This window comes from Streptomyces sp. TRM49041 (assembly GCF_008271805.1).
GTDB lineage: Bacteria > Actinomycetota > Actinomycetes > Streptomycetales > Streptomycetaceae > Streptomyces.
In genome coordinates, this window is sequence record NZ_VSRY01000167.1 from 53,291 (window position 1) to 67,554 (window position 14,264).

15 protein-coding genes are annotated in these 14,264 nt (G+C 72.2%); 9 read left to right on the forward strand and 6 right to left on the reverse strand.

Features of this window, described 5'->3' with window-relative positions; all coding sequences use genetic code 11:
- Positions 1-118 precede the first annotated feature (118 nt).
- Both FVS66_RS30175 and FVS66_RS30180 read left to right on the forward strand, forming a co-directional pair.
- Positions 119-1,246, forward strand: coding sequence for an SAM-dependent methyltransferase (locus FVS66_RS30175; protein WP_149184519.1), 1,128 nt, complete (start codon positions 119-121; stop codon positions 1,244-1,246).
- A complete protein-coding gene (locus tag FVS66_RS30180) occupies positions 1,243-2,403 on the forward strand; it encodes an NADH-quinone oxidoreductase subunit D (protein ID WP_149184423.1) in 1,161 nt (386 codons plus the stop codon). The genes FVS66_RS30175 and FVS66_RS30180 overlap by 4 nt, the downstream gene beginning before the upstream one ends.
- A 51-nt stretch (positions 2,404-2,454) precedes the next feature.
- Here the strand turns inward: FVS66_RS30180 and FVS66_RS30185 are convergent, their stop codons facing one another.
- From FVS66_RS30185 to FVS66_RS30200, 4 genes are all read right to left on the reverse strand, one after another.
- The gene (locus FVS66_RS30185) at positions 2,455-3,474 is read right to left on the reverse strand and encodes a hypothetical protein (RefSeq protein ID WP_149184424.1); all 1,020 of its coding nucleotides are present in this window, start codon (positions 3,472-3,474) and stop codon (positions 2,455-2,457) included.
- 118 nt (positions 3,475-3,592) lie between these two features.
- Entirely contained in the window at positions 3,593-4,579 is a 987-nt protein-coding gene (locus FVS66_RS30190; protein ID WP_149184425.1) for an ABC transporter substrate-binding protein, read from the reverse strand.
- Positions 4,579-5,262 (reverse strand): ABC transporter permease, encoded by a 684-nt coding sequence (locus tag FVS66_RS30195; RefSeq protein ID WP_149184426.1) that lies wholly within the window; start codon positions 5,260-5,262, stop codon positions 4,579-4,581. The genes FVS66_RS30190 and FVS66_RS30195 overlap by 1 nt, the downstream gene beginning before the upstream one ends.
- A gap of 3 nt (positions 5,263-5,265) precedes the next feature.
- The gene (locus FVS66_RS30200) at positions 5,266-6,006 is read right to left on the reverse strand and encodes an ABC transporter permease (RefSeq protein WP_149184427.1); all 741 of its coding nucleotides are present in this window, start codon (positions 6,004-6,006) and stop codon (positions 5,266-5,268) included.
- Between the two features lie 163 nt (positions 6,007-6,169).
- On the opposite strand from FVS66_RS30200, the gene FVS66_RS30205 reads away from it, so the two are divergent.
- Positions 6,170-7,330, forward strand: coding sequence for a betaine/proline/choline family ABC transporter ATP-binding protein (locus FVS66_RS30205; RefSeq protein WP_149184428.1), 1,161 nt, complete (start codon positions 6,170-6,172; stop codon positions 7,328-7,330).
- Here the strand turns inward: FVS66_RS30205 and FVS66_RS30210 are convergent.
- Positions 7,317-8,429 carry an esterase family protein gene (locus tag FVS66_RS30210; protein ID WP_149184429.1) on the reverse strand — a complete coding sequence of 371 codons (1,113 nt, stop codon included), beginning with the start codon at positions 8,427-8,429 and terminating at the stop codon, positions 7,317-7,319. The two genes, FVS66_RS30205 and FVS66_RS30210, sit on opposite strands and share 14 nt — an antisense overlap.
- Positions 8,430-8,591: 162 nt before the next feature.
- On the opposite strand from FVS66_RS30210, the gene FVS66_RS30215 reads away from it, so the two are divergent.
- From FVS66_RS30215 to FVS66_RS30240, 6 genes are all read left to right on the forward strand, one after another.
- Entirely contained in the window at positions 8,592-10,433 is a 1,842-nt protein-coding gene (locus FVS66_RS30215; RefSeq protein ID WP_149184430.1) for a phosphatidylglycerol lysyltransferase domain-containing protein, read from the forward strand.
- A gap of 119 nt (positions 10,434-10,552) precedes the next feature.
- On the forward strand, positions 10,553-11,416 hold the full coding sequence (gene folP / locus FVS66_RS30220) for a dihydropteroate synthase (protein ID WP_149184431.1): 864 nt from the start codon (positions 10,553-10,555) through the stop codon (positions 11,414-11,416).
- Positions 11,413-11,874 carry a nuclear transport factor 2 family protein gene (locus FVS66_RS30225; protein WP_149184432.1) on the forward strand — a complete coding sequence of 154 codons (462 nt, stop codon included), beginning with the start codon at positions 11,413-11,415 and terminating at the stop codon, positions 11,872-11,874. The genes folP and FVS66_RS30225 overlap by 4 nt, the downstream gene beginning before the upstream one ends.
- A gap of 154 nt (positions 11,875-12,028) precedes the next feature.
- Positions 12,029-12,388, forward strand: coding sequence for a dihydroneopterin aldolase (gene folB / locus FVS66_RS30230; RefSeq protein ID WP_149184433.1), 360 nt, complete (start codon positions 12,029-12,031; stop codon positions 12,386-12,388).
- Positions 12,385-12,984 carry a 2-amino-4-hydroxy-6-hydroxymethyldihydropteridine diphosphokinase gene (folK, locus tag FVS66_RS30235; RefSeq protein ID WP_149184434.1) on the forward strand — a complete coding sequence of 200 codons (600 nt, stop codon included), beginning with the start codon at positions 12,385-12,387 and terminating at the stop codon, positions 12,982-12,984. The genes folB and folK overlap by 4 nt, the downstream gene beginning before the upstream one ends.
- A gap of 56 nt (positions 12,985-13,040) precedes the next feature.
- Positions 13,041-13,526 (forward strand): DUF3180 domain-containing protein, encoded by a 486-nt coding sequence (locus FVS66_RS30240; protein WP_149184435.1) that lies wholly within the window; start codon positions 13,041-13,043, stop codon positions 13,524-13,526.
- Between the two features lie 126 nt (positions 13,527-13,652).
- Here FVS66_RS30240 and folE read toward each other — a convergent pair whose 3' ends face one another.
- Positions 13,653-14,258 (reverse strand): GTP cyclohydrolase I FolE, encoded by a 606-nt coding sequence (gene folE, locus FVS66_RS30245; protein ID WP_149184436.1) that lies wholly within the window; start codon positions 14,256-14,258, stop codon positions 13,653-13,655.
- Between the last annotated feature and the right edge of the window lie 6 nt (positions 14,259-14,264).

Sequence of the window (14,264 nt, forward strand, 5' to 3'; positions counted from 1 at the left end):
CCGGATAGCTGCAGGGGTCAACCGGGAGGGCGATCCGGCTGCGGCGGGCCTACTCCCCAAGGTGGACACTGTGCCCGTGACGGATGAGGCGGCGATGGCCGACGTGACGAACGACGACATGGCGAGGGCCCGGACCGAGCACGGTGACCGGCGCGACCCGCACGGCCCGCCCGGCCCGCGCCGCTGGCGGGAGGCGGCGGAGGCCGCGCTGTACGGGCCGGGCGGCTTCTACCTCCGCCCGGAGGGCCCCGCCGGCCACTTCCGTACGTCCGTGCACGCGTCGCCGCTCTACGCCACCGCCGTCGCCCGGCTCCTGGAGCAGGTCGCGGCCGAGCTGGGGCCAAGGCCAGGGCCAGGGACGGGGACGGGGCCAGGGCCGGGGACAGGGACGGCCGGGGCGGACGAGGTCGCGTTCGTGGACATGGCCGCGGGCCGCGGCGAACTGGTGACGGGTGTGCTGGCCGCGGCGGACCCCGGGCTGCGCGTGCGGGCGTACGCCGTGGAGCGTGCCGACCGCCCCGAGGGCCTGGACCCGCGCGTCGAGTGGGTCGCGGAGCCGCCGCACGGTGTGCGCGGGCTGCTCTTCGCGAACGAGTGGCTGGACAACGTGCCCGTGGACGTCGCCCAGGCGGACGACACCGGCACACCCCGGTACGTGGAGGTACGGCAGGACGGCACCGAACAGCTCGGCGCGCCGGTGACCGGGGCGGACGCCGCGTGGCTCGACCGCTGGTGGCCCCTGCGGGAGCCCGGCGAACGCGCGGAGATCGGCCGCCCCCGTGACGAGGCGTGGGCGACCGCCGTGGGCACCCTGGCGGACGGACTCGCCGTCGCCGTGGACTACGCCCACATGGCCGGGGCCCGACCGCCCTTCGGCACGCTGACCGGCTTCCGCGACGGCCGCGAGGTCCCGCCCGCCCCGGACGGCACCTGCGACATCACCGCGCACGTGGCCCTGGACGCCTGCGCCGCCGCGGCGGCCACGCACACCGGAGCCGGCACCGGGGCGCACACCGGAGCCGGCACCGGAGCGAGCACCGAGCTGATCCCCCAGCGCGAGGCGCTCCGCCGTCTCGGCGTCTCCGGGGAGCGCCCCCCGCTCGCACTCGCCTCCACCGACCCCGCCGCGTATGTCCGCGCGCTCGCCTCCGCCGGGGAGGCCGCCGAGCTGACCGCGCGCGGCGGGCTCGGGGACTTCACCTGGCTCCTCCAACGGGTACCCGGCGAGGGATACTGTCCGGCATGACGGAGACCACCCAGCACAGGGAGACCACGGTCGGCATCGGCGGTGCCGCGGAGAGCACCGACATGGTGCTGAACATCGGGCCTCAGCACCCCTCCACGCACGGTGTGCTCCGCCTCCGCCTGGTCCTCGACGGGGAGCTGATCCAGCACGCCGAGCCGGTGATCGGCTATATGCACCGGGGCGCGGAGAAGCTGTTCGAGGCCCGCGACTACCGCCAGATCATCGTGCTCGCCAACCGCCACGACTGGCTGTCGGCCTTCTCCAACGAGCTCGGTGTCGTCATGGCCGTCGAGCGGATGCTCGGCATGGAGGTCCCGGAGCGCGCCGTGTGGACGCGCACCCTGCTCGCCGAGCTGAACCGGGTGCTGAACCATCTGATGTTCCTCGGCTCATACCCCCTCGAACTGGGTGGAATCACCCCGATCTTCCACGCCTTCAGGGAGCGGGAGGACCTCCAGCACATCATGGAGGAGGTCTCCGGCGGCCGCATGCACTACATGTTCAACCGGGTCGGCGGCCTGAAGGAGGACCTCCCGGCGGGCTGGCTCGGCCGCACCCGCGAGGCCGTCGCCGCGATCAGCTCCCGCATGGACGTGTACGACCGGCTGGTCCTCGGCAACGAGATCTTCCGCGGCCGCACCCGCGGCGTCGGCGTCCTCTCCCCGGAGGCGGCGCACGCGTACGGGGTGAGCGGACCGATCGCCCGCGGCTCCGGCGTCGACTTCGACCTCCGCCGCGACGAGCCGTACCTCGCGTACGGGGAGCTGCAGGACACCCTGAAGGTCGTCACCCGCCAGGAGGGCGACTGCCTGGCCCGGTTCGAGTGCCTGCTGGAGCAGACGCACAACTCCCTGGAGCTGGCCGTCGCCTGCCTGGACCGGATCGCGCAGCTGCCGCCCGGGCCGATCAACCAGCGGCTGCCGAAGGTCCTCAAGGCACCCGAGGGCCACACATACGCCTGGACCGAGAACCCGCTCGGCCTCAACGGCTACTACCTGGTGTCCAAGGGCGAGAAGACCCCGTACCGGCTGAAGCTGCGCTCCGCCTCGTACAACAACATCCAGGTGCTGTCGGAGCTGCTGCCGGGGACGCTGGTCTCCGACATGGTGGCGATTCTCGGGTCGTTCTTCTTCGTCGTCGGCGACATCGACAAGTAGCGGCGGCCGGGGAGGCCCCGGCCGCGCACCATGCCCACGTACTGACGGCTCCTACGAGCTGACCACGTCCCGCAGCTCCACCACGTCCAGTTGCTCGGTCTCGTCGTGCGCGGTCAGGTCGATGACCTTGCCGACGGCCTGCCCGGGGCCGCGCCGCCCGTCCGGCTTCTCGGCGGCGAGAGCCTCCTCGCCCACGACGTCCGCCAGGTCCTCCTCCTGTACGGCGGCCTCGATGGCGGCGGCCGGCTTCTTGCCGCCGCTTTCCTCCTTCTGGGCGCCCTTCTGCGTGCCGAAGAAGTCGAAGCTGCCCTCCGGGCGCGGCACGGGCCGACGCTGTGAGCTGTACGGCACGATGGCGGCCGCCGCGGGTACGGGGCGCACGGCCAGGGCGGCCGTGCCGGTGGTTCCGGTGGTTCCGGCGGCGCCGCTCGTCGGGCCCAGCGCGGCCTCGGCGATGCGGCGGGCCTCCTGCGTGACGGCGTTGTGCGTCAGCCGGCGCAGGGCCTGGGCCGCGCGGAGGTAGTCGTCCGGGGTCGGCGCCGAGGAGCCGGCCGTGAGCGCGCGGGCCGCGGCGGAGGTTCCGGAGGCGGAACCGGCGTCGGGTCCGGCCGGGGAGGCGGCCCCCAGGGCGAGTTGGCGGCGGCCCTCCAGGGCGCTGGCCCGCTCGGTCTCGGCGGTGGCGTACCTGCGCAGGAGTTCCGCGTGTTCGTTGCGGAGCCCGGCGAGTTCGACCCGCTTGGCGCGCAGCTTCGCGTCGAGCTTGACGCGCAGCTCGCGGGCCTCGTCGAGGTCGGCCTCCAGCTCGGCTATGCGCTCCTCGGTCTTCCACTGGTCACTGGCGCGGGCGCGGGTCAGTTCGGCGACGCGGCGGCCGGCCGTGCGGTCCCAGGCACGCATGAGGACCGCACCGGTGACGGCCGCGGCGGCCGTGGCCGCGACGAGCAGGCGCAGGCCCAGTGGATCGGCCAGGAGCCAGGCGCCCCCGGCACAGAGTACGGACGCTCCGGCCACCGCGGAGGGCGGCAGAAGCCGGTGCAGGGGTGGGGAATGGCGGTGGCGTCCACGTGGCATGGCCCGAAATTTACCGTGCGTAGGTGTCTTTTGGGGTGTCGGCCCGGCAATGTTTTGCCACCCGGTCCGTTCCGGGCCGACGCTTCCACTTCCCCGCGCTCCCGCGCGCTCTTCGCCGTTACTTACGGATCAGTCCCTTGGCCTCCAGGTAAGCCTTCGCAACGTCCACCGGCTTTGCCCGCTCGGCGTCGACCTTCCGGTTCAACTCGACCAGATCGTCGGTCGTGAGGGCCTGGGTGATCCTGCCGAGCGCGGCGGCGATCTCCGGCGAACCGGCGTCCTCGGCATTGACGACGGGCAGCACATTGTCGGCGTTCTGGAGCTTCTTGTCGTCCTCCAGGAGCACCAGGCCGAAGGCGTCGAGCGTGGCGTCGGTCGTCGTGGTCAGCACCAGCTGGTCGACGCCGTCCTTCACGGCCTGCTTCGACTGCGGGGTTCCCACGCCCTTGGGGTCGATGCCCGCCACATCGATTCCGTAGACGGACTTCAGGCCGGGTGCGCAGAACGGCCGTACGGCGCACTCGTCGCCCGCCGCGATCTTCACCTTCAGCTTCGCCCGGCCGAGATCCGAAAGCGTCGTGAGCCTGTTCTTCGCGGCGAATTCCTTGGTCACCGCGAAAGCGTTCTGATCGACGGCCTCGCCGGCCGGCAGCACCTTCAGTCCGCGCGGTGCGGCGAGCTTCTCCAGGGCGGCCACGGTGGCCGCCGCATCGCTGGACGCGACCGGCTTCTCCTCGGGCGCCTTCGGCCCGTTCACCTTCGCGTTCAGGAATTCCGCAAGCGTAGCCGCGTATTCCGGTACGACGTCGATCTCGCCCTTCTCCAGGGAGGGTTCATACAGCTCGCGGTTCTCCACCGTCCTGATGGTCGTGCGGTAGCCGGCGTCGGTGAGCATCTGCGCGTACAGCTCCGCGAGCACCTGCGACTCGGTGAAGCCGGCCGAGCCGACGACCACGGCGCCCTTGGCCGCCGCACCGGAGCGCTCACCGGACGTGCCGGTGGCGCCCCGCTCCTCCAGGCTGCTGCCGCCGCACGCGGCGAGCCCGCCGGTCAGGGCGAGTACGCCCAGCACCGCACCGGCCGTACGCGAGGTTCTGCCGCTCATCACGTTGTACGTCTCCGTCCATTCGGTCCATGGCCCACGAGCACCCTGCTCGCCGCCACCAGTACGCCCTCGACGAGCAGGGCCAGCGCGCCGACGAGCAGCGCCCCCGCGAACACCTGCGCGGTGTCGTAGGTGTGGAAACCCGCTGTGATGATCCGGCCGAGGCCCCCCTCACCCGCCATCGCGGCCAGCGTCGCCGTGGCGATCACCTGGACGGAGGCCATCCGCAGACCGGTCAGCACCATGGGGAAGGCGAGCGGGAGTTCGACCGTACGGAAGAGCTGGCCGCCCGACATCCCCATGCCGCGCGCCGCCTCGACCACCGCCCGGTCCACCTCGCGCATGCCCAGGTACGCGTTGGTGAGCAGCGGCGGCACGGCGAACAGCACCAGGGCCACGATCGTCGGTATGCCGCTCTGTCTGCCGAGCGGGGTGAGCGTCAGGAGCACCAGCACCGCGAGCGTGGGCACCGCCCGGCCCACGTTGGAGAGGTTCACCGCGAGGGCGCCGCCCCGGCCGATGTGCCCGAGCCAGAACGCCAGGGGCAGGGCGATCAGGCAGGAGATCACCAGGCAGACGCCGCTGAACCACAGGTGCTCCCCGAGCCGGTGCCACACCCCCGTCTCGCCCGTCCAGTTGGCCCCGGTGGTCAGCCAGGTCCACGCCTCCGCCACGACCCCCATCGCTCAGCCCGCCTTCCCGGCGGCACCCCGCACCCGCGGAGTCCGCGACGCCCGGGTGCCCCGTGTCGCCCGCGATGGCCGCGTCGCCGTCCGCGTCCATGGCGTCAGCAGCCGCTGCAGCCCCAGCAGCAGCACATCGGCGGTCACCGCCAGCAGCACACACAGCACCGAAGCGGTCAGCACCTGCGCCTTGAAGAAGGTCTTCAGCCCGCTGGTGATGAGCGTCCCCAGACCGCCGTAGTCCACCAGCGCGCCCACCGTCGTCAGGGCGATCGTCGACACCGTCGCCATCCGCACGCCCGCCAGCAGCGCGGGCAGCGCCAGCGGCAGTTCGACCTCCCACAGCATCCGCCCCGGCCCGTACCCCATGCCGCGGGCGGCCTCCCTGGTCTCCTCGGGCACCGCGGCGAGGCCGGCCAGGATGTTCCGCACGAGAATCGTCAGCGAGTAGAGCACCAGGCCCGTGACCACCAGGGCCGCCGACAGCCCGAACAGCGGCAGCAGCAGCGAGAACATCGCCAGCGACGGGACCGCGTACAGCACGGTCGTCAGCCCGAGCACGGGTCCCGCGAACCCCGGCCGGGCGCGCACCAGCAGCGCCAGCGGGAAGGCGACGGCGAGCCCGATGAGCACGGAAGCGGCCGTGATCCACACATGCTGGAGGGTGGCATCCGCCAGTTCCCGGGCACGGGAGCTCACATACGCCCCGCAGATCCACTCGTTCGCCGCCAGACAGCCGCTCATCGCTTCCCACCTCCCCCGCTCCCCGGACGGTCCGTCAGATCTCCGACCGTCGATGTGGTGTTCGATCGGAGAAGACCCTAACCCCCGGCACTGACAATCACCGCGATACGCCCCGGGCAGGCACCATGGGGCACTACATCACCACGCGTCACAAGGGGGAGCCGTGATCCGGTTCGAGCACGTCACCAAGCGGTACGCGGACGGCACCACGGCCGTCGACGATCTGTCCTTCGAGGTGGCGGAGGGTGAACTGGTCACCCTCGTAGGCCCGTCCGGCTGCGGCAAGACCACCACGATGAAGATGGTCAACCGCCTCGTCGAGCCGACCGAGGGCCGCATCCGGGTCGACGGCGAGGACATCGCTACCACCGACCCCGTCGAACTGCGGCGCCGCATCGGATACGTGATCCAGCAGGTGGGCCTCTTCCCGCACCGCACCGTCCTGGAGAACACGGCGACCGTGCCGCGCCTCCTGGGCGCCGGACGCTCCAAGTCCCATGCCCGCGCCGCCGAACTGCTGGACCTGGTGGGCCTCGACCCGCGTACGTTCGGCGACCGCTACCCCGACCAGCTCTCCGGCGGCCAGCGCCAGCGCGTGGGTGTGGCGCGCGCCCTCGCCGCCGACCCGCCCGTCCTGCTGATGGACGAGCCGTTCGGGGCGGTCGACCCGGTCGTACGGGAGCATCTGCAGAGCGAGTTCCTCAAGCTCCAGTCCCGGATGCGCAAGACGGTCCTGTTCGTCACGCACGACCTGGAGGAGGCGGTCCGGCTGGGCGACCGCATGGCCGTCTACGGTCACGGCCGCATCGAGCAGCTGGACACCCCCGCCACGGTCCTGGGCGCCCCGGCGACCCCGTACGTCGCGGACTTCGTCGGCGCCGACCGCGCCCTGCGGCGGCTCTCCGTCACCCCGGTCGAGGAGGGGGACCTGGAGCAGCCGCCGGCCGTGCGCCTGGACGACCCGCTGCCCCGCGCGCGGGAGCGGGCGCTCGACGGTGGAGGGGCCATCGTCCTGGACGAGGATGGCAGGCCGTACGGCTGGCTCCCGGCGGCCGCGGAACCCACGGGCACCGGCACCGTCCGCGAGCTCGCCCGCCCCATGGACGCGCGCGTACCGCTGGGCGCCTCCCTCAAGGAGGCGTTCTCGGCGATGCTCCGCTACGACGCGGGCTGGGTGGCCGTAGTGGACGGCACCGCCGCCACGGACGCGACGGACACCGCGGGCGCCACGCGCGGCGGCCGCTACCTGGGCGTCCTCACCCCGGCCCGGCTGCACGAGGCGCTGCGCCGCTCCGTGGGCGAGGGCGAGGTCACGCCGCGCTGAGGCGGCCGCTCATCCACACCAGGGCAGGCGGTATCTCCCGGTTCCACGTGCCGAAGTTGTGGCCGCCACTGTCGAGGGTGATGGACGACACGCGCGCGGGAGCCTTCACCTTCTTGATGAAGTCGAGCGTCCCCTTCAGGTTGCTCTCGCCCTGCTTGGACGTCGTGACCAGGAACGACGACGCGCCCTGCGGCAGGTTGTCCAGGCTCCACAGCAGGTCGGCCCGGTGACGCAGCTTCGCGTCGCCCTTGAACAGGTCCCCCGTGGTGACGTCCTCGGCCGCCTTGTAGTACGCGGAGAGGCCCGCGCCCGCCGAGAACCGGTCCGGGTGGTGCATCGCGATCTTCAGCGCGCAGTAGCCGCCGGTCGAGTTGCCGATGAACCCCCAGTTCCGCGGCTCCTTGCCCACCCGGTACGTCTCGGAGATCGCCTTCGGCAGGTCCTCGGCGAAGTACGTCTCGGTCTGCGGGCCGCCGGGCACGTCCACGCACTCGGTGTCACGCGGCGGCGCGACCGTCGGACGCAGCAGCACCAGGATCATCGGCTGCATCTTCTTCTCCTTGGCCTGCTCGTACGCGGTGCGCGGATAGCGCAGCCCCTTGAGCAGATTCTCGGCGGTGCCCGGATAACCGGTCAGCACGACGGAGGCGGGGAAGGTGCGCTCGGCGTGCGCGGGCTGGAAGTACTCCGGCGGCAGATAGACGTACGCCGGGCTCTCGATGCCGGACTTCTCACCCGCTATGACGACCTTCTGTATCTGGCCGCCGATCTCCGGGTGCCGGCCGCCGGGGACGTCCATCTGCTGCTTCTCGACGACCTTGACGTCCTTGCCGCCGGCCGAGTGGTCGACGACCACGCCCAGTTCCTGCTCCTGGCCCAGCAGATCGGCCCAGGAGCCGTAGAAGAGGAAGTAGTTGTTGGCCGCGAGGCCGACCGACGCGAAGAGCGAGAGCTGGGTCACGAGCAGGAGGCCCACCCTGCCGAGCACCGCACGCCAGCTCCGCCGTGACAGCCGCGGCCACAGCCACACGGTGGCGGCGAACAGCGCCACGGCCACAAGGACGGCCAGCGCCAGAACTTTGTTACTGGTGAGACCCATGCGTTGTCCAAGCCTTCTTCTTCGTCGAGATTTCTACGGGGCGCGAGTAAACCCGTCGCATGGACCCGTCGTCCTAGAGGGCACACATTGTCCGGTTGTCCGGCGCCGAGAACAGTTCGGGCCGAAGGGACAAAACGATCTCTTGCGGAGCCACGGGAAGCCATGTCTGTCACGGTAGATGGGGATAAGTCGGCATCGGTTCCGACTCGGGTACGCCGGGTCCTGCGCGGACCGCGTGCCGAGAAGGTGCCCGCCCTCGTCGGCACGGCCTGCACGTTCATCGGTCTCGTCGACATCGCCGCCGGGGTGTTCCCCCGCTTCAGGGCGAGCAGGTTCCACGACTTCATGGAGGTCCTGCCCGGCACCCTCGGCCCGCTGTCGGCCGCGCTCTCGCTGAGCGTCGGCGTCCTGCTGCTCCTCCTCGCCCATGGGCTCAAGCGCCACAAGCGCCGCGCCTGGCGCGCCGCGGTGGTCCTGCTCCCGGCCGGCGCCCTGGCGCAGTTCGTCTACCGCCACTCCGTCATCGGCGTCCTGCTCTCCCTGGTCCTGCTGGCTCTGCTGCTGCGCCACCGCAAGGAGTTCGCCGCGCTGCCGGACCCGCGCAGCCGCTGGCGGGCCCTGGCCAACTTCGTCCTGATGGGCGCCGGTTCCATCGGCCTCGGCCTGGTCATCGTCAGCGCCCACCCCGGGAAGGTGGTCGGCAGCCCCGGCCTCAGCGACCGCCTGGAGCACGTCCTGTTCGGCCTGTTCGGCGTCGAGGGGCCGGTCGGCTACGGCGGCAGCGTCTCCTGGACCGTCGGCTACTCGCTCGGCGCGCTCGGCCTGCTCACCGCCGTCACCACCATCTACCTGGCGTTCCGCCCCGAGCACCCGGTCGCCCGGCTCACCGAGGACGACGAGGCCCGGCTGCGCGAGCTGCTCGCCAGGCACGGCGGTCGCGACTCCCTCGGCCACTTCGCGCTCCGCCGCGACAAGGGCGTCGTCTTCTCCCCCAGCGGCAAGGCCGCCGTCACCTACCGTGTCGTCTCCGGCGTGATGCTCGCCAGCGGCGACCCGATCGGCGACGTCGAAGCCTGGCCCGGCGCCATCGAGCGGTTCATGGACGAGGCCAAGGCCCACTCCTGGACCCCCGCCGTCATGGGCTGTTCCGAGACCGGCGGCCAGGTGTGGACCCGCGAGACCGGCCTGGACGCGCTGGAGCTCGGCGACGAGGCGGTGGTGGACGTCGCGGATTTCTCCCTGTCCGGGCGCGCCATGCGTAACGTGCGCCAGATGGTCAAGCGCATCGAGCGCAACGGCTACGAGACCCGGGTCAGGCGGGCCCATGACCTCTCCGAGGGCGAGCTGGAGCGGATACGCCAGGCCGCGGCCGACTGGCGCGGCACCGACACCGAGCGCGGCTTCTCCATGGCCCTCGGCCGCATCGGCGACCCGGCCGACGGCGACGCGGTCATCGCCACCGCGCACAAGGCGGACGACGACGCCGACACCTCCCCGTACGGCGACCTCAAGGCGATCATCCACTTCGTGCCGTGGGGTGGGGACGGCATGTCCCTGGAGCTGATGCGCCGCGACCGCGCCGCCGACCCCGGCATGAACGAGCTGCTGATCGTCGCCGCCCTCCAGGCGTCCCCCCAGCTGGGCGTCAAGCAGGTCTCCCTGAACTTCGCGATGTTCCGCTCCGCGCTCGCCCGCGGCGAGAAGCTGGGCGCGGGACCCGTCCTGCGCGTCTGGCGCGGTCTGCTGGTCTTCCTGTCCCGCTGGTTCCAGATCGAGTCGCTGTACAAGTTCAACGCCAAGTTCCGGCCCCGCTGGGAGCCCCGCTTCGTCGTCTACCGCAGCACACGCGACCTGCCGCGCATCGGCTTCGCCGCCATGCAGGCCGAGGGCTTCGTGAACCTGGCCCCGCCCCGCCCGTTCCGCCGCCGGGGGGCCGCCCGCACCGCCCGCCCGTGCGCCCACATCACGCCCTCCACGACCGAGCCCGGCATGCGCGCGGCCTGACCGACCCCACCCGCACCCCCCACCGACGGGGCGCCACCCGCCCGGACCACCAGGACCGGACCGGGCGGCGCCCCGTCCCGCGTCCGGTCCCGCCGAATGACAGGCCCTAGGCTGGGGGCATGAGTACGTTGCGTGGACGGGGCACGGTCCAGGGCCTGCCGGAGTGGGACCGCTGTGCGGTCATGGGCGTCGTCAATGTGACGCCCGACTCCTTCTCCGACGGCGGGCGCTGGTTCGACACCACCGCCGCCATCAAGCACGGCCTCGACCTGGTCGCCCAGGGCGCCGACCTGGTGGACGTCGGCGGCGAGTCGACCCGCCCGGGCGCCACCCGGGTCGACGAGGACGAGGAGCTGCGGCGGGTCGTCCCGGTCGTACGGGGGCTGGCCTCCGAGGGGGTCACCGTCTCGGTCGACACCATGCGCGCCTCGGTCGCCCGCCGGGCCGTCGCGGCCGGTGCCGTCCTCGTCAACGACGTCAGCGGCGGCCAGGCCGACGCCGAGATGGTCCCGTCCGTCGCCGCCGCCGAGGTGCCCTTCGTGGTCATGCACTGGCGCGGCTTCAGCGAGGACATGAACAGCCTCGCCGTGTACGACGACGTGGTCGCCGAGGTCGTCGCCGAGGTCCACGCGCGCGTGGAGGCGGTCGTCGCGGGCGGCATCGCCCCGGAGCGACTGATCGTCGATCCCGGTCTGGGCTTCGCCAAGCGGGCGGAGCACGACCTGGCCCTGGTGGCCCACCTGGCCGAGCTGCGCGCCCTGGGCCGGCCGCTGCTCGTCGCCGCGTCCCGCAAGCGGTTCCTCGGCCGGGTCCTGGCCGGTGAGGACCACACACCGCCGCCCGCCCGGGAGCGCGACGCCGCGACCGCCGCGGTCTCCGCGATCGCCGCCCACGAGGGCGCCTGGGCCGTCCGCGTCCACGAGGTACGGGCGACGGCGGACGCGGTCCGCGTGGCCCGCGCCGTCGAGGGCGCCGCCTCGTGAGCGGCGCCCGTACCGACACCGAGGCGGTCGAGCTGGCCAACACCGCCTTCTACGAGGCGATGGAGCGCGGCGACTTCGAGGAGGTCGCCGATCTGTGGCTGGACGAGCGGCACGGCGAGATCTCCTGCGTCCACCCGGGGTGGCCGGTGCTTTCGGGGCGGGGCGAGGTGCTCCGGTCATACGCGCTGATCATGGCGAACACCGAGTACATCCAGTTCTTCCTGACCGATGTGAAGGTTTCCGTCGCCGGGGACACCGCGCTGGTGACCTGTACGGAGAACATCCTCAGCGGCGGGCCCGCCGAGGACGGTGCCGAGCTGGGGCCCCTGGTGGGGCAGCTGGTCGTCGCGACGAACGTGTTCCGCCGCACCGCGGAGGGCTGGAAGGTCTGGTCCCACCACGGTTCGCCCGTACTGGCGGAAACCGACGACGACGAGGACGACGAGAGCGCGGTGTGAGCCTCCAAAGCGGGTAGTCGAGCCCATGAGGACACCGTCGGCGGGGCCGTGCGCGGGCAGCGTCAGTGCCCGCAGGTAGATTCGAGTGGTGGCAACCGGACCGACCGCACCCGGCCGGATGTCCGCCAGACCTACGACAGCAGGAGTGATTCGCGTGGATCGTGTCGCGCTGCGCGGCCTCAAGGCCCGCGGGCACCATGGCGTCTACCCGAGGGAGCGGGAGGAGGGCCAGACGTTCATCGTGGACCTGGTGCTGGGCCTCGACACCCGGCCCGCCGCCGCGGACGACGACCTGGCGAAGACCGTCCACTACGGCATCGTCGCGGAAGAGGTCGTCGACGTGGTGCAGGGCGAGCCGGTCGACCTCATCGAGACGCTGGCCGAGCGCATCGCCCAGCGGTGCCTGAAGCACGACGGCGTCCAGGAGGTCGAGGTGTGCGTGCACAAGCCGGACGCCCCGATCACCGTCCCGTTCGACGACGTGACCATCACCATCACCCGGAGCCGCGTATGAACCGCACGCCCAGCGACCCGACGGTACAGCCGGTGCCCGCTTCCGTGACGGAGCAGGTCGACGCCGCCGACACCACGCTGTCCAACCCGAAGCAGGCGGTCCTGTCCCTCGGCGGCAACCTCGGCAACCGCCTGGAGAACCTCCAGAGCGCCATCGACGCCCTCGAGGACACCCCGGGCGTACGCGTCAAGGCCGTGTCGCCGGTGTACGAGACCCAGCCCTGGGGTGTGGACCCCGGCTCCCAGCCGTCGTACCTGAACGCGGTGGTCGTCGTGAAGACGACCCTGCCGCCGTCCTCCCTGCTGGAGCGGGCGCACGCCGTGGAGGAGGCATTCGGCCGGGTGCGCACCGAGCGCTGGGGTGCGCGCACCATCGACGTCGACATCGTGACGTACGCGGACAGGGTCTCCGACGACCCCGTCCTCACCCTGCCGCACCCGCGCGCCCGCGAGCGGGCCTTCGTCCTCCGCCCGTGGCTGGACGTGGACCCGGACGCGCAGCTGCCCGGCGCCGGGCGGGTCGCCGACCTGCTGGCCGGTGTCGGTCAGGAGGGCGTCGTACCCCGCGGCGACCTGGAACTCCGCCTGCCCGACTGAGCGTTGACCGTACGGCAGCACGGAACGCACCGCACCGACACACACGAAGGACACCGGTGAAGCAACTGCGGGTCAAGGTACTGGCCGGGCTCTTCGTCGTGGCCGGAGTCCTGTCCTGGGGCGGCGCGAGGCTGTGGGACTCGCTCGGCACACTGCCGAGCGTGCCCCTGGCCGCGCCCATCGTGCTCGCCGTGATCGCGGCGGTCCTCGCCGCGACGGCGCTCTCCCTGCGGGCCCGGCTCAAGGCCCAGCGGGAGCGCCGTCCCGGCGCGAAGGGCGTGGAGCCCCTGATGGCGGCGCGCGCGGTGGTCTTCGGCCAGGCGAGCGCGCTCGTCACGGCTGTGGTGAGCGGTATGTACGGCGGCGCCGGGGTCTTCCTGCTGGGCTCGCTCGATGTCCCGGCCCGACGCGACCAGGCCATCTACGCCGGTTTCGCGGTGCTGGCCGGCTTCGCGGTGATCGCCGCTGCCCTGTTCCTGGAACGCGTGTGCAAGCTCCCGGAGGACGACGAGCCCCCGGGGAGCTCGACCACGACGGCGTAGGCCCCCGGGGACTCCCCCTCGCCAGGTCGTGTCCGGCGGCTCACGCCTGGGCCGCCGGGCCTGGCACGCACATCCGCACCGCAGAGACGCCCGGCCGCAATGCCGCCGTGATCCGCCGGACAATCCCTAGCGGGCCATTATCAGGCTCATGGCCTCGGCGCGGGTCGACGCGTCACGCAGCTGACCGCGTACGGCTGAGGTCGTGGTCTTCGCGCCGGGCTTGCGGATACCGCGCACCGACATGCACATGTGCTCGGCCTCCACGACGACGATCGCGCCGCGCGCCTCCAGGATGCGCATCAGGGAGTCGGCGATCTGTGTCGTCAGGCGCTCCTGGACCTGCGGGCGGCGGGCGTACACCTCGACCAGCCGGGCCAGCTTCGACAGGCCCGTGATCTTGCCGGTGTCCGCCGGGATGTAGCCGACGTGGGCCACGCCGTGGAACGGCAGCAGATGGTGCTCGCAGAGGCTGACGATCTCGATGCCCTTCACCAGGACCATCTCGTCGTGCCCCAGGTCGAACGTCGTCGTCAGCACGTCCTCGGGCTCCTGCCAGAGCCCGCTGAGGATCTCCCGGTACGCCCGCGCGACCCGCGCGGGCGTTTCGCGCAGGCCCTCACGGTCCGGGTCCTCGCCGACCGCGATGAGGAGTTCGCGCACGGCGTTCTCGGCGCGCTTCTCGTCGAACACGCCGATCGTGCCCTCGCCGTCCAGCGTCACCGGGTCGGTCATGTGTGC